The organism is Pseudomonas shiyinii (genome assembly GCF_056725765.1).
This window is the reverse complement of the sequence record NZ_CM161522.1, coordinates 12427-32560: the sequence shown is the minus strand read 5'-3', so window position 1 is coordinate 32560 and position 20134 is coordinate 12427. Positions and strand designations below refer to the sequence as shown.

21 protein-coding genes and 1 tRNA gene are annotated in these 20134 nt (G+C 63.7%); 14 read left to right on the top strand and 8 right to left on the bottom strand.

The window, feature by feature from the left end:
- Nucleotides 1-8: 8 nt before the first annotated feature.
- A complete protein-coding gene (locus ACXHGZ_RS00215) occupies nucleotides 9-1385 on the bottom strand; it encodes an L-serine ammonia-lyase (RefSeq protein ID WP_084856384.1) in 1377 nt (458 codons plus the stop codon).
- A 443-nt stretch (nucleotides 1386-1828) separates the two neighbouring features.
- On the opposite strand from ACXHGZ_RS00215, the gene ACXHGZ_RS00210 reads away from it, so the two are divergent.
- The 3 genes from ACXHGZ_RS00210 to choV all read left to right on the top strand — a co-directional run bounded on the left by ACXHGZ_RS00210 (nucleotide 1829) and on the right by choV (nucleotide 4888).
- Nucleotides 1829-2776: a choline ABC transporter substrate-binding protein gene (locus tag ACXHGZ_RS00210; RefSeq protein ID WP_084856387.1), complete on the top strand. Its 948-nt coding sequence runs from the start codon at nucleotides 1829-1831 to the stop codon at nucleotides 2774-2776.
- Between the two features lie 88 nt (nucleotides 2777-2864).
- Complete coding sequence (choW, locus tag ACXHGZ_RS00205; RefSeq protein WP_172403014.1) at nucleotides 2865-3713, top strand: choline ABC transporter permease subunit; 849 nt, start codon at nucleotides 2865-2867, stop codon at nucleotides 3711-3713.
- Nucleotides 3710-4888 (top strand): choline ABC transporter ATP-binding protein, encoded by a 1179-nt coding sequence (gene choV, locus ACXHGZ_RS00200; RefSeq protein ID WP_480461843.1) that lies wholly within the window; start codon nucleotides 3710-3712, stop codon nucleotides 4886-4888. The genes choW and choV overlap by 4 nt, the downstream gene beginning before the upstream one ends.
- 120 nt (nucleotides 4889-5008) lie before the next feature.
- Here choV and hisF read toward each other — a convergent pair whose 3' ends face one another.
- Genes hisF through hisB form a run of 5 tightly spaced genes read right to left on the bottom strand, consistent with a single transcriptional unit; the run spans nucleotide 5009 to nucleotide 8046 of the window.
- A complete protein-coding gene (gene hisF, locus ACXHGZ_RS00195; protein WP_084856393.1) occupies nucleotides 5009-5779 on the bottom strand; it encodes an imidazole glycerol phosphate synthase subunit HisF in 771 nt (256 codons plus the stop codon).
- Nucleotides 5780-5788: 9 nt separating this feature from the next.
- Nucleotides 5789-6526: a 1-(5-phosphoribosyl)-5-[(5-phosphoribosylamino)methylideneamino]imidazole-4-carboxamide isomerase gene (gene hisA, locus ACXHGZ_RS00190; protein ID WP_084856396.1), complete on the bottom strand. Its 738-nt coding sequence runs from the start codon at nucleotides 6524-6526 to the stop codon at nucleotides 5789-5791.
- Nucleotides 6527-6553: 27 nt separating this feature from the next.
- Nucleotides 6554-6814, bottom strand: coding sequence for a DUF2164 domain-containing protein (locus tag ACXHGZ_RS00185; RefSeq protein ID WP_084856398.1), 261 nt, complete (start codon nucleotides 6812-6814; stop codon nucleotides 6554-6556).
- Nucleotides 6815-7453 carry an imidazole glycerol phosphate synthase subunit HisH gene (hisH, locus tag ACXHGZ_RS00180; protein ID WP_480461840.1) on the bottom strand — a complete coding sequence of 213 codons (639 nt, stop codon included), beginning with the start codon at nucleotides 7451-7453 and terminating at the stop codon, nucleotides 6815-6817.
- Nucleotides 7453-8046: an imidazoleglycerol-phosphate dehydratase HisB gene (gene hisB, locus ACXHGZ_RS00175; RefSeq protein ID WP_084856616.1), complete on the bottom strand. Its 594-nt coding sequence runs from the start codon at nucleotides 8044-8046 to the stop codon at nucleotides 7453-7455. The genes hisH and hisB overlap by 1 nt, the downstream gene beginning before the upstream one ends.
- A 286-nt stretch (nucleotides 8047-8332) precedes the next feature.
- Between hisB and ACXHGZ_RS00170 the strand changes: the two genes are divergently transcribed.
- From ACXHGZ_RS00170 to ACXHGZ_RS00150, 5 genes are all read left to right on the top strand, one after another.
- Nucleotides 8333-10582 (top strand): AsmA family protein, encoded by a 2250-nt coding sequence (locus ACXHGZ_RS00170; RefSeq protein WP_480461838.1) that lies wholly within the window; start codon nucleotides 8333-8335, stop codon nucleotides 10580-10582.
- Nucleotides 10579-11646, top strand: a complete 1068-nt coding sequence (gene mutY / locus ACXHGZ_RS00165; protein ID WP_480461836.1) for an A/G-specific adenine glycosylase — start codon at nucleotides 10579-10581, stop codon at nucleotides 11644-11646. The genes ACXHGZ_RS00170 and mutY overlap by 4 nt, the downstream gene beginning before the upstream one ends.
- Nucleotides 11643-11915: an oxidative damage protection protein gene (locus tag ACXHGZ_RS00160; RefSeq protein ID WP_196143928.1), complete on the top strand. Its 273-nt coding sequence runs from the start codon at nucleotides 11643-11645 to the stop codon at nucleotides 11913-11915. Before mutY ends, ACXHGZ_RS00160 begins: the two co-directional genes overlap by 4 nt.
- Nucleotides 11916-12004: 89 nt before the next feature.
- Nucleotides 12005-12080, top strand: a tRNA-Phe gene (locus ACXHGZ_RS00155).
- A 193-nt stretch (nucleotides 12081-12273) separates the two neighbouring features.
- Nucleotides 12274-12717: a hypothetical protein gene (locus ACXHGZ_RS00150; RefSeq protein WP_480461834.1), complete on the top strand. Its 444-nt coding sequence runs from the start codon at nucleotides 12274-12276 to the stop codon at nucleotides 12715-12717.
- 180 nt (nucleotides 12718-12897) lie between these two features.
- Here ACXHGZ_RS00150 and gabP read toward each other — a convergent pair whose 3' ends face one another.
- Entirely contained in the window at nucleotides 12898-14298 is a 1401-nt protein-coding gene (gene gabP / locus ACXHGZ_RS00145; RefSeq protein WP_480461832.1) for a GABA permease, read from the bottom strand.
- Nucleotides 14299-14417: 119 nt separating this feature from the next.
- The gene (locus ACXHGZ_RS00140; protein ID WP_480461830.1) at nucleotides 14418-14708 is read right to left on the bottom strand and encodes a hypothetical protein; all 291 of its coding nucleotides are present in this window, start codon (nucleotides 14706-14708) and stop codon (nucleotides 14418-14420) included.
- A 195-nt stretch (nucleotides 14709-14903) separates the two neighbouring features.
- On the opposite strand from ACXHGZ_RS00140, the gene ACXHGZ_RS00135 reads away from it, so the two are divergent.
- The 6 genes from ACXHGZ_RS00135 to ACXHGZ_RS00110 all read left to right on the top strand — a co-directional run bounded on the left by ACXHGZ_RS00135 (nucleotide 14904) and on the right by ACXHGZ_RS00110 (nucleotide 20132).
- A complete protein-coding gene (locus ACXHGZ_RS00135) occupies nucleotides 14904-15677 on the top strand; it encodes an ABC transporter ATP-binding protein (protein WP_196143925.1) in 774 nt (257 codons plus the stop codon).
- Nucleotides 15678-15688: 11 nt separating this feature from the next.
- Nucleotides 15689-16441: an ABC transporter substrate-binding protein gene (locus tag ACXHGZ_RS00130; RefSeq protein WP_084856418.1), complete on the top strand. Its 753-nt coding sequence runs from the start codon at nucleotides 15689-15691 to the stop codon at nucleotides 16439-16441.
- A 55-nt stretch (nucleotides 16442-16496) separates the two neighbouring features.
- Complete coding sequence (locus ACXHGZ_RS00125) at nucleotides 16497-17192, top strand: ABC transporter permease (RefSeq protein ID WP_084856420.1); 696 nt, start codon at nucleotides 16497-16499, stop codon at nucleotides 17190-17192.
- Nucleotides 17189-17878, top strand: coding sequence for an ABC transporter permease (locus ACXHGZ_RS00120; RefSeq protein ID WP_084856422.1), 690 nt, complete (start codon nucleotides 17189-17191; stop codon nucleotides 17876-17878). The genes ACXHGZ_RS00125 and ACXHGZ_RS00120 overlap by 4 nt, the downstream gene beginning before the upstream one ends.
- A gap of 68 nt (nucleotides 17879-17946) precedes the next feature.
- On the top strand, nucleotides 17947-19182 hold the full coding sequence (locus ACXHGZ_RS00115; RefSeq protein WP_480461827.1) for a methyltransferase: 1236 nt from the start codon (nucleotides 17947-17949) through the stop codon (nucleotides 19180-19182).
- A gap of 368 nt (nucleotides 19183-19550) precedes the next feature.
- Nucleotides 19551-20132 (top strand): hypothetical protein, encoded by a 582-nt coding sequence (locus tag ACXHGZ_RS00110; protein WP_324816064.1) that lies wholly within the window; start codon nucleotides 19551-19553, stop codon nucleotides 20130-20132.
- Nucleotides 20133-20134 lie beyond the last annotated feature (2 nt).

The following is a 20134-nucleotide window of genomic DNA, read 5'->3' as shown; positions in this document are numbered from 1 at the left end:
ATGGCGCATCAGCACTCGATGGCGCTGACCGCAAGGCCGCCACGGGACGTTTCCTTGTACTTGTCGTGCATGTCGGCGCCGGTGTCGCGCATGGTGCGGATCACCTGGTCGAGGGAGATGAAGTGCTCGCCATCGCCACGCAGGGCCATCTGTACGGCGTTGATCGCTTTCACAGCGGCAATGGCGTTGCGCTCGATGCACGGCACCTGGACCAGGCCACCGACCGGGTCGCAGGTCAGGCCCAGGTTGTGCTCAAGGGCGATCTCGGCGGCGTTTTCCACCTGCGGCGGGGTAGCGCCCAACACTTCGGCAAGGCCTGCAGCAGCCATGGCGCAGGCCGAACCGACCTCACCCTGGCAGCCGACCTCGGCACCCGAAATGGAAGCGTTCTTCTTGCACAGGATGCCGACCGCAGCCGCACTGAGGAAGAAGTCCACGACGTTGGATTCGTCCACCACGTCGGAGAAACGCATGTAGTAGTGCAACACCGCCGGGATGATACCGGCCGCGCCGTTGGTGGGCGCGGTGACCATACGCCCGCCAGCGGCGTTCTCTTCGTTGACCGCCAGGGCGAACAGGTTCACCCATTCCATGGCACTCATGGTCGAACCGATCACGTTGGGCTTACCCAGCTCCTGCAGGCTGCGATGCAGCTTGGCAGCGCGGCGGCGAACATTCAGCCCGCCAGGCAGCGTGCCCTCGTACTTGAGGCCGTTATTCACGCATTCCTGCATGGCGTCCCAGAGCTTGAGCAGGCCAGCGCGGATTTCTTCCTCGCTGCGCCAGGCTTTCTCGTTCTCCATCATCAATTGCGACACGCGCAGGTCGTTTTGCTTGCACAGCTGCAGCAGCTCGGCCGCGCTGTTGAAATCGTACGGCAGCACGGTCTGGTCGGCGTCCAGCACGCCGCTGGCGGCCTGGGCGGCATCGACGACGAAGCCACCACCGACCGAGTAGTAGGTGTCGCGGTGCAATTCGCCCTGCGCGCCTTCGGCGATCAGGGTCATGGCGTTCGGGTGGTAGGGCAGGTTCTCGTCCAGCAGCAGCATGTCGCGCGCCCAGACGAACTCGACCGGCAGGCGGCCATCGAGCTGCAAGGTATTGGTTTCGCGCAGCTCGGCGATGCGTGGGGCGATCACCGTGGGGTCGATGGCGTCAGGCCATTCGCCCATCAGGCCCATGACCGTGGCGTTGTCGGTACCGTGGCCGACACCGGTGGCCGACAGCGAGCCGTACAGCCGTACTTCCACTCGCCGCACCTGCTCCAGCTCGCCTCGTTCACGCAGGCCCTGGACGAACAGGGCGCCAGCACGCATGGGGCCAACGGTGTGGGAGCTGGAAGGCCCGACACCGATCTTGAACAGGTCGAACACGCTGATGGCCATTGTCGAATCACCTCTTGATGGGCTTGTCTGCCCGCGGCATATGGCGGGATGAGCAACTGCTAGGCTAATGACGCGGGTTGCCGCGAATGCACGCATCATCGGGCTTTTGACCTACCACCCGCCGTCTGCAACCGACGTACTTTTGTCCACCAACGCCGCCCTGTCCGGGTCACATGACCGCCGTTTTCAGGGGGCCTGGCGACGCAAAAACACCCGGCGGAGGGTGGAAAAATCCATATGCGACATTGCCCTTACTGGATGCGACCCGTCCTGTACTGGTTACGACCCCACCAGTAGGCGATTGCCGAACGCTGGGGGATTATCGAAAGCGACTCGTAATACACGGCCTCGCAACCTGCCCTCTGCAGGCCTGGTCGACCGGAGCCTAGAGAAAGCCCGGCGGCCCGCGAGAAACCCGAAGAAAAAATCACAGGAGTCCACCCATGAAAGGTTCACCCTCGCTCTTGCTGGCCGCGATGCTCGCTACACCTCTGCTGGCTCAGGCCGTAGAGCCCGAGCAGTGCCAGACGGTACGGTTCTCGGATGTCGGCTGGACCGACATCACCGTGACCACCGCCGTCACCAGCGTTGTCCTCGAAGCCCTGGGCTACAAGACCCACACCAACATGATCTCGGTACCGGTGACCTACAAGTCGCTGGCCGCCGGCAAGGACCTGGACGTGTTCCTCGGCAACTGGATGCCGACCATGGAGAACGACATCAAGCAGTACCGCGACGCCGGGACGGTCGAGACGGTGCGCGCCAACCTGGAGAACGCCAAGTACACCCTGGCGGTGCCCCAGGCGCTGTACGACAAAGGCCTGAAGGATTTCGCCGATATCCCCAAGTTCAAGAAGGAACTGGGCAGCAAGATCTACGGCATCGAGCCTGGCAACGATGGCAACCGCACCATCCAGAGCATGATCGACAAGAACGCCTTCGGCCTGAAGGACGCCGGCTTCAAGCTGGTCCAGTCCAGCGAGGCGGGCATGCTGTCGCAGGTGGACCGTTCGCAGAAGCGCGGCGAGGCGGTGGTGTTCCTGGGCTGGGAACCGCACCCGATGAACAAGCGTTTCAAGATGCAGTACCTGTCCGGCGGGGATGATTTCTTCGGCCCCGAATTCGGCAAGGCGACCGTGCTGACCAATACCCGCAAGGGCTACACGCAGGAGTGCAGCAACGTTGGCCAGTTGCTGAAGAACCTGTCGTTCACCCTCGACATGGAAAGCACCCTGATGGGTAACGTCCTGGACGACAAGATGAAGCCCGAGGCTGCCGCCAAGGCGTGGCTGAAGAACAACCCGCAAGTGCTCGACACCTGGCTGGCCGGGGTGACGACCGTGGACGGCAAACCGGGGCTGGAGGCGGCCAAGGCCAAACTGACGCAATAACAACAAGGATGCAGTAGCAATTGGCACTACCTCGGGGTGGGCTCGCCTACCCCGGACTGATTTCAATCTTTGCAGGTGGAAGCTCGCTATCATGCTTATCGATCAGAAAATACCGCTGGGGCAGTACATCGCCTCCTTCGTCGAATGGCTGACCCAGAACGGCGCCAGCTATTTCGATGCCATCGCCCAGGGCCTCGAGTTCATGATCAGCGGAGTTACCAGCTCCCTGACCTGGTTCAACCCCTACGTCCTCATCGCCCTGTTCGCCGCCCTGGCGCACTTCATCCAGCGCAAATGGGCGCTGACCGCTTTCGTCGCCCTGTCCTTCCTGCTCATCTTCAACCTGGGCTACTGGCAGGAAACCATGGAAACCCTGGCGCAGGTGACCTTCGCCACGGTGGTCTGCGTGGCCATCGGCGTGCCGCTGGGTATCGTCGCTGCGCACAAGCCAATGTTCTATACCGCCATGCGCCCGGTCCTGGACCTGATGCAGACGGTGCCGACCTTCGTCTACCTGATCCCGACCCTGACCCTGTTCGGCCTGGGCGTGGTTCCGGGGCTGATCTCCACGGTAGTGTTCGCCATCGCCGCGCCCATCCGCCTCACCTATCTGGGCATCTGCGATGTGCCACAAGAGCTGCTCGATGCCGGCAAGGCCTTCGGCTGCTCGCGCCGCCAACTGCTGACCCGCATCGAACTGCCCCACGCGATGCCGAGCATCGCCGCAGGCGTCACCCAATGCATCATGCTGTCGCTGTCGATGGTCGTGATCGCCGCCCTGGTGGGCGCCGACGGCCTGGGCAAGCCCGTGGTCAACGCACTGAACACCGCCGATATCGCCCTCGGCTTCGAGGCCGGCCTGGCGATCGTGCTGCTGGCGATCATGCTGGACCGTATCTGCAAGCAACCTGAGCTGCCGGCGCGAGGTGAGTCATGAGCATCATTCGTTTCGAAGACGTCGACGTCATCTTCTCCAACAAGCCACGCGAAGCGCTGTCGCTGCTCGACCAGGGCCAGACCCGCGAGCAGATCCTCAAGAAGACCGGCCTGGTGGTGGGCGTCGAAAAAGCCAACCTGGATATCAAGAAAGGCGAGATCTGCGTGCTCATGGGCCTGTCCGGCTCGGGCAAGTCCAGCCTGCTACGCTGCATCAACGGCCTGAACACCGTCAGCCGTGGCAAGCTGTTCGTCGAGCATGAAGGCAAGCACATCGACATCGCCCATTGCACCCCGGCAGAGCTGAAGATGATGCGCACCAAGCGCATCGCCATGGTATTCCAGAAGTTCGCCCTGATGCCTTGGCTGACGGTGCGCGAGAACATCAGCTTCGGCCTGGAGATGCAGGGCCACCCCGAGAAGGAGCGGCGCAAGCTGGTGGATGAGAAGCTCGAGCTGGTGGGCCTGACCCAGTGGCGCAACAAGAAACCCGACGAGCTGTCCGGCGGCATGCAGCAGCGTGTGGGCCTGGCCCGTGCGCTGGCCATGGATGCCGACATCCTGCTGATGGACGAACCCTTCTCGGCCCTCGACCCGCTGATCCGCCAGGGCCTGCAGGACGAACTGCTGGCCCTGCAGAGCAAGCTGAGCAAGACCATCGTGTTCGTGAGCCACGACCTGGATGAAGCCCTGAAGCTGGGCAGCCGCATCGCCATCATGAAAGATGGCCGGATCATCCAGTACAGCAAGCCCGAGGAGATTGTCCTCAACCCGGCTGACGACTACGTGCGGACCTTCGTGGCCCACACCAACCCGCTCAACGTCCTGTGCGGCCGCAGCCTGATGCGCAGCCTGGACAACTGCAAGCGGGTCAACGGCTCGGTATGCCTGGACCCAAGCGGCGACTCCTGGCTGGACCTGGGCGAAGGCGGCTCGATCAAGCGCGCCCGCCAGGGCCAGAATGGCCTGGACCTGCAGAACTGGGCGCCGGGGCAGGATGTGGAGACCCTGGGCCGCAAGCCGACTCTGGTCAGTGCCAACATCGGCATGCGCGATGCCTTGCAGATCCGCTACCACACCGGCAACAAGCTGGTGCTGCAGGAGAACGACAAGGTGGTGGGGATTCTCGGCGACAGCGAGCTGTATCACGCGCTGCTGGGCAAGAGCCACGGGTAATGAAATGGGGCTGCCTTGCAGCCCAATCGCGGGACAAGCCCGCTCCCACAGGGGTTGTGCACGCTCTGTGGGAGCGGGCTTGTCCCGCGATTGGGCCGCAAGGCGGCCCCAGTCATTTGTTCAGCGAACGACGATCCCGCGCGAAGCCATGTAGGCCTTGGCCTCCGGCACCGTGTACTCACCGAAGTGGAAGATACTGGCCGCCAGCACGGCACTGGCATGCCCTTCCAGGATCCCGTCGGCCAGGTGCTGCAGGTTGCCCACGCCACCGGAGGCGATCACCGGAATCCCCAGCGCATCGCTGATGGCCCGGGTGACGCCCAGGTCGAAACCGCTCTTCATACCGTCCTGATCCATGCTGGTCAGCAGGATCTCACCGGCACCCAGGCCTTCCATCTTCTTCGCCCACTCCACCGCGTCCAGCCCGGTTGGCTTGCGCCCGCCATGGGTGAAGATCTCCCAGCGCGGCGTTTCGCCAGGGCCGGAAACCTTCTTGGCATCGATGGCGACGACGATGCACTGCGAACCGAAACGGTCGGCGGCCTCGCCCACGAACTCCGGGTTGAACACCGCGGCGGTGTTGATCGACACCTTGTCGGCACCGGCGTTGAGCAGGTTGCGGATGTCCTGCACGGTACGCACGCCGCCGCCGACGGTCAGCGGGATGAATACCTGGCTGGCCATGCGCTCGACGGTATGCAGGGTGGTGTCACGGCCATCGACGCTGGCGGTGATGTCGAGGAAGGTGATCTCGTCGGCGCCCTGCTCGTCATAGCGGCGGGCGATCTCCACCGGGTCGCCGGCGTCGCGGATGTTCTCGAACTTGACGCCCTTGACCACCCGGCCGTTGTCCACGTCCAGGCAAGGGATGATGCGCTTGGCCAGTGCCATATCGAGTCCTCAGCCTTGATAGTTGTCGCAGAAGGCCTGGGCCTCGGCGACATCGAGGGTGCCTTCGTAGATGGCACGGCCGGTGATGGCGCCGATGATGCCAGGAGCCTTGGCGTCCAGCAGGGCCTTGATATCGCCCAGGTTGTGAATGCCGCCCGAGGCGATCACCGGGATCGAGGTGGCTTCGGCCAGGGCCTTGGTGAAGGGCACGTTGCAGCCCTGCATCATGCCGTCCTTGGCGATGTCGGTGTAGACGATCGCCGAGACACCATCGGCCTCGAAACGCTTGGCCAGGTCGATGACCTGTACCGAGCTGACCTCGGCCCAGCCGTCGGTGGCGACGAAGCCGTCCTTGGCATCCAGGCCGACGATGACCTTGCCAGGGAAGGCTTTGCACGCCTCGGCGACGAATTCAGGCTGCTTGACCGCCTTGGTGCCGATGATCACGTAGCTCACGCCAGCCTTGACGTAGTGCTCGATGGTCTCCAGAGAGCGGATGCCGCCGCCGATCTGGATCGGCAGGTTCGGGTAGCGCTTGGCGATGGCGGTGACCACCTCGCCGTTGACCGGCTGACCTTCGAAGGCGCCGTTCAGGTCCACCAGGTGCAGGCGACGGCAGCCACCCTCGACCCACTTGGCGGCCATGCTCACCGGGTCGTCGGAAAATACCGTGGAGTCGTCCATGCGGCCTTGGCGCAGGCGTACGCAGGCACCGTCCTTGAGATCGATAGCGGGGATAATCAGCATCTTGGGAACCTGTCTAATCAGTGGAATTCAGGGCTTCTCGAATGCCCACAGGTCGCTCTCGATGCTCTCGAACCGCTCCTTGAGGTGCAGCTGAACATCGGCAATCGCCCTGTTGTAGTAATGAGGTGCAATTTCCTTGCTGAACAGCTCGAGGACCTCGGCTACCTCGAACGACCCAAGCTCCAGCTCGAAGCGGTCTTCGAGGAAGCGCTTGAGCGTGTCGAGTGCCTCGCGCTCCTGTTCCGGGGCCAGCGTGATGACCGGAGCTTTGGTCCGCGATCTGCTCATCTACCAGCGCCCGTCCCAGGCGACGAAGTTCTGCAGCAGCTGCAGGCCATGGGTATGGCTCTTCTCCGGGTGGAACTGCACGGCGAAGCGCGAGCCGTCGGCCAGCGCGGCGGCGAAGTCGACGCCATAGTGGCCGCGACCGACCACCTGGCTCGCCTTGCCGGCCTCGATGAAGTAGCTGTGCACGAAATAGAAGCGCGCGCGGTCCGGGATGTCATGCCACAGGGGGTGGTCATTGACCTGGCTGACTTCGTTCCAGCCCATGTGCGGCACCTTCAGGTGCTCGCCATCCTCCTGCAGGCCCTTGCCGAAGAAACGCACCTGGCCAGGGAACAGGCCAATGCAATCGACGCCGTCGTTTTCCTCGCTGCGGTCGAGCAACGCCTGCATACCCACGCAGATACCGAGGAACGGGCGGTCCTGGCTGACCTCGCGCACCAGGCTGTCGAAGCCCAGGCGGCGGATTTCGGCCATGCAATCGCGAATCGCGCCAACACCCGGGAACACCACGCGGTCGGCCTCACGAATCACAGCGGCGTCGCTGGTGACCAGCACCTGACCTGCCCCTACGTGCTCGAGGGCCTTGGCCACCGAATGCAGGTTGCCCATGCCATAGTCGATTACCGCAACCGTCTGCATTACAGGCATCCCTTGGTGGAAGGCATCTGCCCGGCCATGCGCTCGTCCAGCTCGACAGCCATGCGCAGGGCGCGGCCGAAGGCCTTGAAAACGGTTTCGATCTGGTGGTGGGTGTTGTGGCCACGCAGGTTGTCGATGTGCAGGGTCACCAGGGCGTGGTTGACGAAGCCCTGGAAGAACTCCTGGAACAGGTCGACATCGAAACCACCCACGCTGGCGCGGGTATAGGGCACGTGCATCTGCAGGCCCGGACGGCCGGAGAAGTCGATGACCACGCGCGACAGGGCTTCGTCCAGCGGCACGTAGGAATGGCCGTAGCGGCGGATACCCTTCTTGTCACCGATGGCCTGGGCGAACGCCTGGCCCAGGGTGATGCCGACGTCCTCGACGGTATGGTGGTCGTCGATGTGCAGGTCGCCCTTGCACTCGATATCCAGATCGATCAGCCCATGCCGGGCGATCTGGTCGAGCATGTGCTCAAGGAAAGGCACACCGATATCGAATCGGGCCTTGCCACTGCCATCGAGGTTGATCGAGGCTTTTACCTGGGTTTCCAGGGTATTGCGCTCGACGGAAGCCTTACGTTCGACCATCACCAGCTCCGCAAAATCATTGGGCGAAAAGGCTGCCATTATAGGCCTAGAACGCGCTCGCTTGGAACGCGGATGACATATGGCAATGTCGCATATCTGTAATTTCCCTGTTTCACATGCGGCACGGTGCGGAGAACAGCAAGCCAGGGTTGATCCTGTGGGAGCGGGCTCGTCCCGCGATGGGGCCGCCCTTGCCATCGCCAAGGCCACAAACTACGCAGACGTCATACCCACAGCGCTATACTCTCCCGCTTGAATTTCAAAAACGGACTACAAGGACTCGCCCATGAAAGCGTTCGGCAAAATCCTGGGGCTGGGGCTTCTCGGGTTGCTGCTGATCATCGTGGCGCTGGGCTTCGCCCTGACCCACCTCTTCGATCCCAACGACTATAAAGACGAGATTCGCCAGCTGGCCCGCGACAAGGCCCACGTCGAGCTGACCTTGAATGGCGATATCGGCTGGAGCCTGTTCCCCTGGCTGGGCCTGGAATTGCACGAAGCCAGCATCGCCACCCTGACCAAGCCCAAGGAACCCTTCGCCGACCTGCAGATGCTCGGCCTGTCGGTCCGCGTGCTGCCGCTGCTGCGCCGTGAAGTGCAGATGAGCGATGTACGCGTCGAAGGCCTGAACCTGACCCTGGCTCGTGACGAGCACGGCCACGGGAATTGGGAGGACATCGGCAAACCACTGCCCACGCCAGGCGCCAGCGCCACGCCGGGCGAGACGACCCCGGCACCCGCTACAACTGATGCCGACGCCTCGGCGAACAAGCAGGATAGCCGCGAGCGCATGGTCAAGCTGGACATCGACAGCCTGACCGTCAACAACGCCCGGGTGCAGTACACCGATGCCAAGACCGGCCAGACCTTCAGCGCCGAGAGCATCCAACTGAGCACCGGCGCGGTCCACGAAGGCTCGAACATTCCACTCAAGGCCAGTGCCTTCCTCAGTGTCGGCCAGCCGAGCCTCAAGGCACGCACGGAGCTGGCCGGCGAACTGCGCTTCGATCGCAAGCTCAAGCGCTACAACTTCGAAGACCTGCGCCTGACCGGCGAGACTTCCGGCGAGCCGCTGGCCGGCAAAACCATGACCTTCGCCGCCCAAGGCCAGTTGCTGGTCGACCTGGCGGCCAACGTGGCGTCGTGGAACGGCCTGAAGCTGTCCGCCAACCAGCTGCGTGCCCTGGGCGAGCTGAACCTGCGCGACCTGGACAAGACTCCCCAGTTGAGCGGTGGCCTGTCCATCGCCCAGTTCGACCTGCGCACCTTCCTCGACAGCATCGGCCACCCGCTGCCGGCCACCGCCGACCCGGCCGCGTTCGCCAAGCTCGAGCTGGTCACCCGCCTGCAGGCCAACCCCACCAGCCTGGCGCTGGAAGACCTGGCGGTGAAACTGGACGACAGCACCTTCAGCGGCCGCGTGGCCATCGAAGACTTCGCCAAACAAGCTCTGCGTGTACGCCTGAAAGGCGACAAGTTCGACGCCGACCGCTACCTGCTGGCCAAGAGCGAGCAGGCCAAAGGCGCCACTGCCGCACGCCAGGCCGAGGTCAAGCAGCAGGAAACCACGGCCGTGGCCGGCCCGAGCACCACGCCGCTGCCCAAGGCCCCGACCCAGGTGGCCTGGAGCAACGACAAGCTGCTGCCGGTGGACCGCCTGCGCCAGGTCGACCTACAGGCCGACCTGTCGTTCGGTGCCCTGACCCTGGACAAGCTGCCGATCACCGACGCCCAGCTCAAGGCCAACGGCCAGGGCGGCCTGCTGACCCTCGAAACCTTGCGCGGCGGCCTGTACGACGGCACCTTCGAGGCCAAGGGCACGGTCGACGTGCGCCCAGCCGTGCCACAGGTCGGCGTGACCACCAAAATCAATCGCGTGCCGGTGGAACACTTCATCAAAAGCGAACGTCCTGACCAGGCACCGCCGCTCAAGGGCCTGCTGACCCTGGCCAGCGACCTGACCGCCACCGGCAACAGCCAGAAGGCGTTGGTCGACACCCTCAACGGTAACGCCAACTTCACCATCACCGATGGCGTGCTGGTCAATGCCAACCTCGAGCAGCAGCTGTGCCACGCCATCGCGACGCTCAACCGCAAGACCCTGAGCGGCGAACCTCGCGGCAAGGACACACCCTTCCAGGAACTGCGCGGCAGCCTGGTGGTGCGCAACGGCGTTGCCAGCAACCCTGACCTCAAGGCACGCATCCCAGGCCTGACCGTCAACGGCCACGGTGACGTGGACCTGCGCGTGCTGGGCATGGACTACAACGTCGGCGTGATCGTCGAAGGCGACCAGCGCGCCATGCCGGACCCGGCCTGCCAGGTCAACGAGCGCTATGTCGGCGTCGAGATCCCGCTGCGCTGCCGCGGCCCGCTGGAGCTGGGCGCCAAGGCCTGCCGCCTGGACCAGGACGGCCTGGGCAAGGTGGCGGCCAAGCTGGCCGGCAACCGCCTGCAGGAAAAGCTCGATGAAAAACTCGGTGACAAGGTGAGCCCGGAAGTGAAGGACGTGCTCAAGGGGCTGTTCAAGCGATGAGCCCCGAGCAGTTCTCCAGTGCCGTACTGCAGTGGTACGACCAGCACGGCCGCCACGACCTGCCCTGGCAACAGGGCATCACCCCCTACCGGGTGTGGGTATCGGAAATCATGCTGCAGCAAACCCAGGTGAGCACCGTGCTCAACTACTTCGACCGCTTCATGCAGGCCCTGCCCACCGTGCAGGCCCTGGCCGAGGCGCCGGAAGACGAGGTGCTGCACCTGTGGACGGGCCTGGGCTACTACACCCGGGCGCGCAACCTGCAGAAGGCCGCCAGGATCGTGGTCGAGCGCCATGGGGGTGAGTTCCCGCGCAGCGTCGAGCAGCTCACCGAGCTGCCCGGCATCGGCCGCTCCACCGCCGGGGCCATCGCCAGCATCAGCATGGGCATCCGCGCACCGATTCTGGACGGCAACGTCAAGCGCGTGCTGGCCCGCTACACCGCCCAGGCCGGCTACCCCGGCGAGCCCAAGGTGGCCAACATGCTGTGGGCTACCGCGGAGCGCTTCACGCCGCAACACAGGGCCAACCACTATACCCAGGCGATGATGGACCTGGGCGCGACGCTCTGTACCCGCAGCAAACCCAGTTGCCTGATCTGCCCACTGCAGCGCGGCTGCCAAGCCCACCTGCTCGGCCAGGAAACCCACTACCCCGAACCCAAGCCGCGCAAGACGCTGCCCCAGCGCCGCACACTGATGCCCCTGCTGGCCAACCAGGATGGCGCCATCCTGCTCTACCGCCGCCCTTCCAGCGGCCTTTGGGGCGGCTTGTGGAGCCTGCCGGAGCTGGACACCCTCGCGCAGGTCGACGACCTGGCCTACCAGCACGGCCTGCGCACCACCGCCAGCCAGGCCCTGGACGGGCTGACCCATACCTTCAGCCATTTCCAGCTGGCCATCGAGCCGTGGCTGGTGCGCGTCGACCCGCTCGGCCCGCCCGTGGCCGAGCCCGACTGGCTCTGGTATAACCTGGCCACCCCGCCGCGCCTGGGCCTCGCAGCCCCGGTCAAGAAGCTGCTCAAACGCGCGGCCGACGAATTGATTGCAGGAGACGCCCGATGACCCGCACCGTGAAGTGCCGCAAGTACAACGAAGAACTCCCCGGCCTGCCCCGCCCACCCTACCCAGGCGCCAAGGGCCAGGACATCTTCGACAATATCTCGCAGAAGGCCTGGGACGAGTGGCAGAAGCACCAGACCATGCTGATCAACGAGAAGCGCCTGAACATGATGAACGCCGAGGACCGCAAATTCCTCCAGGCGGAGATGGACAAGTTCTTCGCCGGCGAAGACTACGCCCAGGCCGAAGGCTACGTTCCACCCAGCGAATGACTGCGGAAACGTAAGCGACGGAATTAATTTAAAAAATTTTCAAAAAGTCGTTGACGGAAGGTCTGAAAACCTTTTTAATTCGCCCCGTCGCCCAGATAGCTCAGTCGGTAGAGCAGAGGATTGAAAATCCTCGTGTCGGCGGTTCGACTCCGTCTCTGGGCACCACCTTCAGCTTCTGGTGGTTGCAAAGTTACCCGAAGCGACAACAAAAAACCCGCCTAGTGCGGGTTTTTTGTTGTCTTGGATTTCCCGCGCCGTCCCGCGATGGACCGCACAGCGACCCCGACCTGCAACGCTTGGGTTTCTCCGGCATCTGCGCTTCAATACGCGCATTTTCCAGACACCCAAGGATTCGCCCATGGCCTCCAATACCAAGCAACAGAAACGCGCCAAGCGCGCCGCCACCAAGGCCAAGCAGAACCGCATGGTGCGCAGCGGCCAGGCGGTCAAGGCCAGTGCCGGCGACAGCGCCAGTGTCGAGCAGGTGTTCAAGAAAGCCATGGACTCGGGCAGCTACGGCAGTCTGTTCGAGAAGATGAAGGAAGCCCAGGAGAACGGCCTGGTGCCGATGATCTCGGTGTTCCTGGTCGACCCGCTGCTGGCCCTGGTGCTCAAGGGGCACAAGGAAGAACACGCCACCGACTACATCGTCATGGTGTTCACCGCCTACCGTAAGTGGCTCGATGGCGCCGACGAGGATGCCACCATGGCCTGGCTGGAGAGCGATGAGTTCCAGGCGGCCTATGTGGCGGCTTCGGAAGTAGTGGCCAAGCAGCAGCAACAGCAGAAGCAGTTCGGCTGAGGTTTCCTTCGGTATTTCTATTGCCGGGCCCGGCCCAATCGCCGGCAAGCCGGCTCCCACAGGCTCTGCATGCCCCCTCCCAGTGGGAGCCGGCTTGCCGGCGATTGGGGCCCTAGATACACGAGCAAAAAAAGGCCGCGCCCTTCACCGGGCGCGGCCTCTTCATTTCAGCCAGCCGGATCAGTTATCCAGTACAGCCCGCCCTTCAGCCTGGCCCAGGGCCTTGCGCTTGCGCTGCACCAACAGGCCGGCGGCAACCACACCAATGCTCAACAGCGCAGTGGCGATGATCTCGGCACGATGGTCTTCCCGCAACGCCATCACCGCCAGCACGGCGACGATGAAGGCGATGGTCGCCCAGGTCAGCCCCGGGAACAGCCACATCTTGAAGGCGATCTTCTCGCCACGGGCCTCGCGCTGGCTGCGCATGCGCAGCTGCGACACAGCGATCACCAGGTACACCAGCAGGGCGATGGCGCCGGAGCTGGCCAGCAGGAACTCGAACACCGCCGCCGGCGCCACGTAGTTGGCGAACACACAGAGGAACGCCGCCGCAGTGGACAGCAATACCGCCCAATGCGGAGTACCCGCCTGGGTGGTGCGCTGGGCCACGGCCGGGGCATCGCCACGCTTGCTCAGGGAGAACAGCATGCGCGAAGAGGTGTACAGCGCCGAGTTCAGGCAGCTGGTCACGGCGATCAGCACCACGATGTCGACGATCAGCTTGGCATTCGGCACGCCGATGCGGCTCAGCACGGTCTGGTAGGAGCCGGTTTCGGCCAGGGCCGGGTCGTTCCACGGCACCAGCGCCACCACCAGGAAGATCGACACCAGGTAGAACAGGCAGATACGCCAGATCACCGAGTTGGTAGCGCGGCTGATCTGCTTGCCTGGGTCCTTCGACTCGGCGGCGGCGATGGTGACGATCTCGGTCCCCATGAACGAGAACATGGTGGTCAGCATGGCTGCCAGCACCGCGCCCAGGCCGTTGGGCATGAAGCCCTGGGTGTCGAACAGGTGGCTGGCACCGCTGACCTGGCTGCCCGGCACCAGGCCGAACATGGCCACGCAGCCGACCACGATGAAGCCGATGATCGCCAACACCTTGAGCAGGGCGAACCAGAATTCGAACTCACCGTAGTTCTTCACGCTGCACAGGTTGGTCAGGGTCAGCGCCAAGGTAATGATGAGCGAGAAGGCCCAGAGGTCCACGGCGGGGAACCAGGCATGCAGGATAGCTGCGGCGGCGTTAGCCTCCAACGGGATCACCAGCACCCAGAACCACCAGTACAGCCAGCCGATGGTAAAGCCCGCCCAGCGACCGATGGAGCGGTCGGCGTAGGTAGAGAAGGAACCGGTGTCCGGCGAGGCGATAGCCATCTCGCCGAGCATGCGCATCACCAGCACCACCAGGGTACCGGCAGCCGCATAGGCCAGCAGCACGGCCGGGCCGGCTGCGGCGATCGCATGGCCGGAGCCGACGAACAGGCCGGCGCCGATCACGCCAGCGATGGACAGCATGGTGACATGCCGTTGCTTGAGCCCCTGAGCGAGGTCATTGGAATTGTGCTTACCGCTCATAAAACTACCTTTGTAAGGAGTGGACCACCCGACCTGCATGAACGAGGCGCGCCTGGGGTTGGTTTAGGCGTCGCTGCAGTCGGCCCTTTCCCAACGGCAATAACCGCGCCACTCGGCGATCACGTTCGTCCGAATGCTCTGGGGCCCCGGAAAACAAAGGTCAGCAGGCCTTTCGGCCAAGGCTTGACCGAAAGGGCGTCAAATTTCCCTGCCAGCCCCGGATTACTGAAATACTCACTTACAAACGCACCAAAGGTGCGCCTTGGTAACACCTGCGCACAAAAAAGCAGCAAGCAAAGCGCAACCCAACGGCGCAACCTGCGCCCCGCATAACGGCTCAGGAAGTGCCACCCGGCCAAAAACGGCTTCCCAGGCACGTCCAAAGCTGGCACCATCGCGCCTTTTTTCATCAAGGCTCCGGTGTTGGGCGAGCGCGTTGCGGACATCCTCGCGACAGTCCACTGCGCCAATGCGACAAAGTGTCCCGCCAGCGACCCGAGCCGCCTGCGACCTGGTTGGCCGCCGTTGCGCCGCTATGCTAGCTTGGCGCTCGCCAGGAAGGCCGCCAACAGCTGGGAACGCACCCGAACATATGAGGACCGCACATGGCCCAGGCCACGCCCGCGCTGGAAATCCGCAACCTGCATAAACGCTACGGCGAGCAGGAGATTCTCAAGGGCATTTCTCTGACCGCTCGCGACGGCGACGTGATCTCCATCCTGGGGTCGTCCGGTTCCGGCAAGTCCACCCTGCTGCGCTGCATCAACCTGCTGGAGAACCCGCACCAGGGCCAGATCCTCGTCGCCGGCGAGGAGCTCAAGCTCAAGTCGACCAAGAACGGCGACCTGATCGCCGCCGACAATCGCCAGATCAACCGCCTGCGCAGCGAAATCGGCTTCGTCTTCCAGAATTTCAACCTGTGGCCGCACATGTCGATCCTCGACAACATCATCGAGGCCCCACGCCGTGTGCTCGGCCAGAGCAAGGCCGAGGCCATCGAGGCGGCCGAGGCGCTGCTGGCCAAGGTCGGCATCCATGACAAACGCCACAGCTACCCCGCCCAGCTTTCCGGTGGCCAGCAACAACGCGCGGCCATCGCCCGGACCCTGGCCATGAAGCCCAAGGTCATCCTGTTCGACGAGCCGACCTCGGCGCTCGATCCGGAAATGGTCCAGGAAGTGCTTAACGTCATCCGCGCCTTGGCCGAAGAAGGCCGTACCATGCTGCTGGTGACGCACGAGATGAACTTTGCCCGCCAGGTGTCCAGTGAAGTCGTGTTCCTGCACCAGGGCCTGGTCGAAGAGCAGGGATCGCCGCAGCAGGTGTTCGAGAACCCGACCTCGGCGCGTTGCAAGCAATTCATGTCCAGCCACCGCTAACGGAGCAACACATGCAGACCTACAAGAAATTCCTCCTGGCCGCTGCTGCCACGCTGGTCGTCTCGGCCAACGCCATGGCCGCGGAAAAACTGCGCATGGGTATCGAAGCGGCCTACCCGCCGTTCAACAACAAGGACGCCAGCGGTAACGTGGTCGGCTTCGACAAGGACATCGGCGACGCCCTGTGCGCCAAGATGAAGGTCGAGTGCTCGGTCGTGACCTCCGACTGGGACGGCATCATCCCGGCCCTGAACGCCAAGAAGTTCGACTTCCTGGTGTCCTCGCTGTCGATCACCGACGAGCGCAAGCAGGCCGTGGACTTCACCGACCCCTACTACTCCAACAAGCTGCAGTTCATCGCGCCGAAGAACGTCGACTTCAAGACCGACAAGGCCTCGCTCAAGGGCAAGGTGATCGGCACCCAGCGCGCCACCCTGGCCGGCACCTGGCTTGAAGACAACTACGGCGACGACGTCGAGATCAAGCTGTACGACACCCAGGAAAACGCCTACCTCGACCTGGTCTCCGGCCGCATCGATGGCATCCTGGCCGACAAGTACGTGCAGTACGAGTGGCTCAAGAGCAAGGACGGCCAGAACTTCGAGTTCAAGGGCGAGCCTGTGGTCGACAGCGACAAGATCGGCATCGCCGTGCGCAAGGGTGACCCGCTGCGCGAGAAGCTGAACACCGCCCTGAAAGAAATCAAAGCCGACGGCACGTACAAGAAGATCAACGACAAGTACTTCCCGTTCAGCATCGAATGATACGCCCCGACCGGTGCCGCCCTGCGCGGTGCCGGTCCCTTGAACGCACCTGCCCATGAATATCGACCTGCACGGATTCGGTCCGGCCCTGGCGGCTGGCACCCTGATGACCGTAAAACTGGCGCTTTGCGCCCTGCTGCTGGGGCTGGTCCTGGGCCTGCTCGGCGCCCTGGCCAAGACGTCCCCGGTCAAGCCGCTGCAATGGCTTGGCAGCACCTACTCGACCCTGGTTCGCGGCGTACCCGAGCTGCTCTGGGTCCTGCTCATCTATTTCGGCACCGTCGGGCTGATGAACAGCCTCGGCGAAGCCCTGAACATGCCTGGCCTGGAGCTCAGCGCCTTTGCTGCGGGCGTGATCGCCCTCGGGCTGTGTTTCGGCGCCTACGCCACGGAAGTGTTCCGGGGCGCCATCCTGGCCATCCCCAAGGGGCACCGTGAAGCCGGCCTGGCCCTGGGCCTGTCCAAGGGCCGCATCCTGTCGCGGATCATCCTGCCGCAGATGTGGCGTGTCGCCCTGCCTGGCCTGGGCAACCTGTTCATGATCCTGATGAAGGACACCGCGCTGGTGTCGGTGATCGGCCTGGAAGAGATCATGCGCCATGCGCAGATCGGCGTGACCGTGACCAAGGAGCCGTTCACCTTCTACATGGTCGCTGCCTGCATCTACCTGTGCCTGACCATCGTGGCCATGACCGGCATGCACTTCCTGGAAAAACGCGCCGCTCGCGGCTTCGTGAGGGCCGAACAATGAACTGGGAAGTCATCATCAAGTGGCTGCCACGCCTGGCCCAAGGCGCCACGCTCACGCTGGAGCTGGTAGCCATCGCCGTGATCGCCGGCCTGATCCTGGCCATCCCGCTGGGTATCGCCCGCTCGTCGCGGCACTGGTACGTACGCGCCCTGCCCTTCGGCTACATCTTCTTCTTCCGCGGCACCCCGCTGCTGGTGCAGCTGTTCCTGGTGTACTACGGCCTGGCGCAATTCGACCTGGTACGTACCAGTTCGCTGTGGCCGTACCTGCGCGATCCGTTCTGGTGCACCGTGCTGACCATGACCCTGCACACGGCCGCCTACATCGCCGAGATCCTGCGTGGCGCACTGCAGGCCATCCCGAAAGGCGAGATTGAGGCCGCCCGAGCGCTGGGGATGTCGCGGGGCAAGACGCTGTTCTACATCATGCTGCCGCGTGCCGCACGCATCGGCCTGCCGGCCTACAGCAACGAGGTGATCCTGATGCTCAAGGCCAGCGCCCTGGCCAGTACCGTCACCTTGCTGGAACTGACCGGCATGGCGCGGACCATCATTGCCCGTACCTACCTGCCGGTGGAGATCTTCTTCGCCGCCGGGGTGTTCTACCTGGTCATTTCCTTCGTGCTGGTCCAGGGCTTCAAGGTGTTGGAGCGCTGGTTACGCGTGGACGCCTGCCAAGGGCGATGAGAACGATCCCACATCCATGACGAAGGGCCGCACAGCGGCCCTTTTTCGATTTGCGCTCCGGTGCTCCCATGAACACACCTCCCTTCCTGCAAGCCGACCAACTCCTCGAACGCTTTCACGCCCTGGACCGCTTCCTGGTCGAGCACCAGCACCTCTGGCACCCACGCCCCTTCACCCAGCTGCGCCTGGCCTGGGAGGCCGAGCATCCCGAACTCTCCACCTGGCTTCGCCAGCGCTCCCTGGAAGACGCCGAGGCCTTCCAGCACCACCCCGAACAGCTCCCGGCGCCCGCCCCGTTTCCCCAGCTCGCCGAGCAAGCCAGGCGCCTGGCCGCCATCGGCGAGCTGCCCGATGCCGGCCTGCCTGCGGCCGGGCATCGCCTGGACGTGCATGTGCCTGGCCGCAAATGGCAGCAGATCGAAGCCTTCAGCCGCCGCCTGACGTTCCGCGAGCGCACCCACCAATGGCTGGACTGGTGCTCCGGCAAAGGCCACCTGGGCCGTCGCCTGCTTCAGCCAGGGCAACACCTGACCTGCCTGGAATACGACGCCACGCTGGTCGCCGCCGGCCAGGCGCTGAGCGACCATCACCAGCTGCCGGCCACCCATGTGCAGCAGGACGTACTGGCCGATAACAGTGCCGACCAACTGCAAGCACACCAGAGCGTGATCGCCCTGCATGCCTGCGGCGAGCTGCATGTGCGCCTCCTGCAGCTCGCCAGCCAGAAAGGCTGCCGCCAATTGGCCATAGCGCCCTGCTGCTACAACCGCATCCACGGCGAGCATTACCAGCCGTTATCCACAGCCGCCCAGGCCTCGAAACTGCGACTGGATGTGGCCGACCTCGGCCTGCCCTTGAACGAAGCCGTTACCTCGAGCCTGCGCGTACGGCGCCAACGGGACATGTCCATGGCCCGGCGCCTGGGCTTCGACCTGCTGCAACGCGAGCAGCGCCAGCGCGACGAGTACTTGCCCACACCGTCGCTTCCAACCGCGTGGCTGGAAAAGCCATTCGCAGGCTACTGCCGTGACCTGGCCGAACTCAGGGGCGTGCACATCGATGGCGAGCCGAACTGGGGGGCGCTGGAGGCTGCCGGCTGGCAACGCCTGGCCGAGGTGCGCAACCTGGAGCTGGTGCGCAACCTGTTCCGCCGGCCGCTGGAGTTGTGGCTGGTGCTCGACCGCGCCCTGCTGCTCCGGGACCATGGGTATTCAGTGCGCCTCGGTACCTTCTGCGACTATCCCCTGACGCCCCGTAATCTCTTGCTGCTGGCCGAACGCGACGAGTCTCCGCAGCCCGCCTGAAACCTGTGGATAACTCTGTGAACAAGCTTGTGATGAAAATCACTAAATCTTGGATCCAATGGCTATTTCAGGTTATTTGCTTATTCCGCCAGATGAACCAAAACCAGTAAAAACAGGCCTTTGCGCAAAGACCAACGGTTCGCACCGGTGGCATGCCTTTCGCTCGTCCGTGGCATTGCGCTTGTGCATAAAGGTTCCAGCATCCGTGTGAACCGAGGGTTTCCAGCCGATCTGAACGGACCCTTTCCATCACAGCCAGCCTGTTGCGGCAAAACGCCGCGATATCAAATTAACAGCAACAAATTATTGTACTGCGATAATTTTTCGCGAATAATCCGCCCCGTTCATCACCTGTACGGAGGCATCCCATGAACAACAGCAGATCCGTGGCCTATGCCCGCTCACGCTTGCGCACCATCGGCGCGTTCGCCGCTTTCCTGGCCTGGGCCACCGCCGCGGTGGAATTCTTCGGCACGCCACTGCTCTGGGTATTCGACTACCCCGATACCGTCACCGCTTACCTGCAAACCCACGGCATCAACATGCCGCTGCTGCTGGAAGACGGCTACCAGCCCTCGCAACTGGCCATGGGCCTGGTGCTGGCCCTGGCGATGATTCCCGCCGCGCTGTCGGCATTCGCCCTGCTCCTGACCGGGCTGTTCTTCATGCGCCTGTCCAAGGGCCACACCTGGAGCCCGGAAAACATCAAGATGCTGTGGTGGGTCGGCCTGATCTGCATCGGTACACCGCTGCTGTGGCCGGTGATCGACACCTTGCAGGGCCTGGCCCTGGCCATCGACCTGCCGGCTGGGGAGCGCACATTCGTGGTGTCTATCGGTGTATCATCCGAGGCCGTCTACGAGATCATGAAGGGCATCCTGCTGTGCGCCTTCTCGCTGGTCATGCGTGACGCCAAGATCATCAGCGATGAACACAACTGTTATGTCTAGCC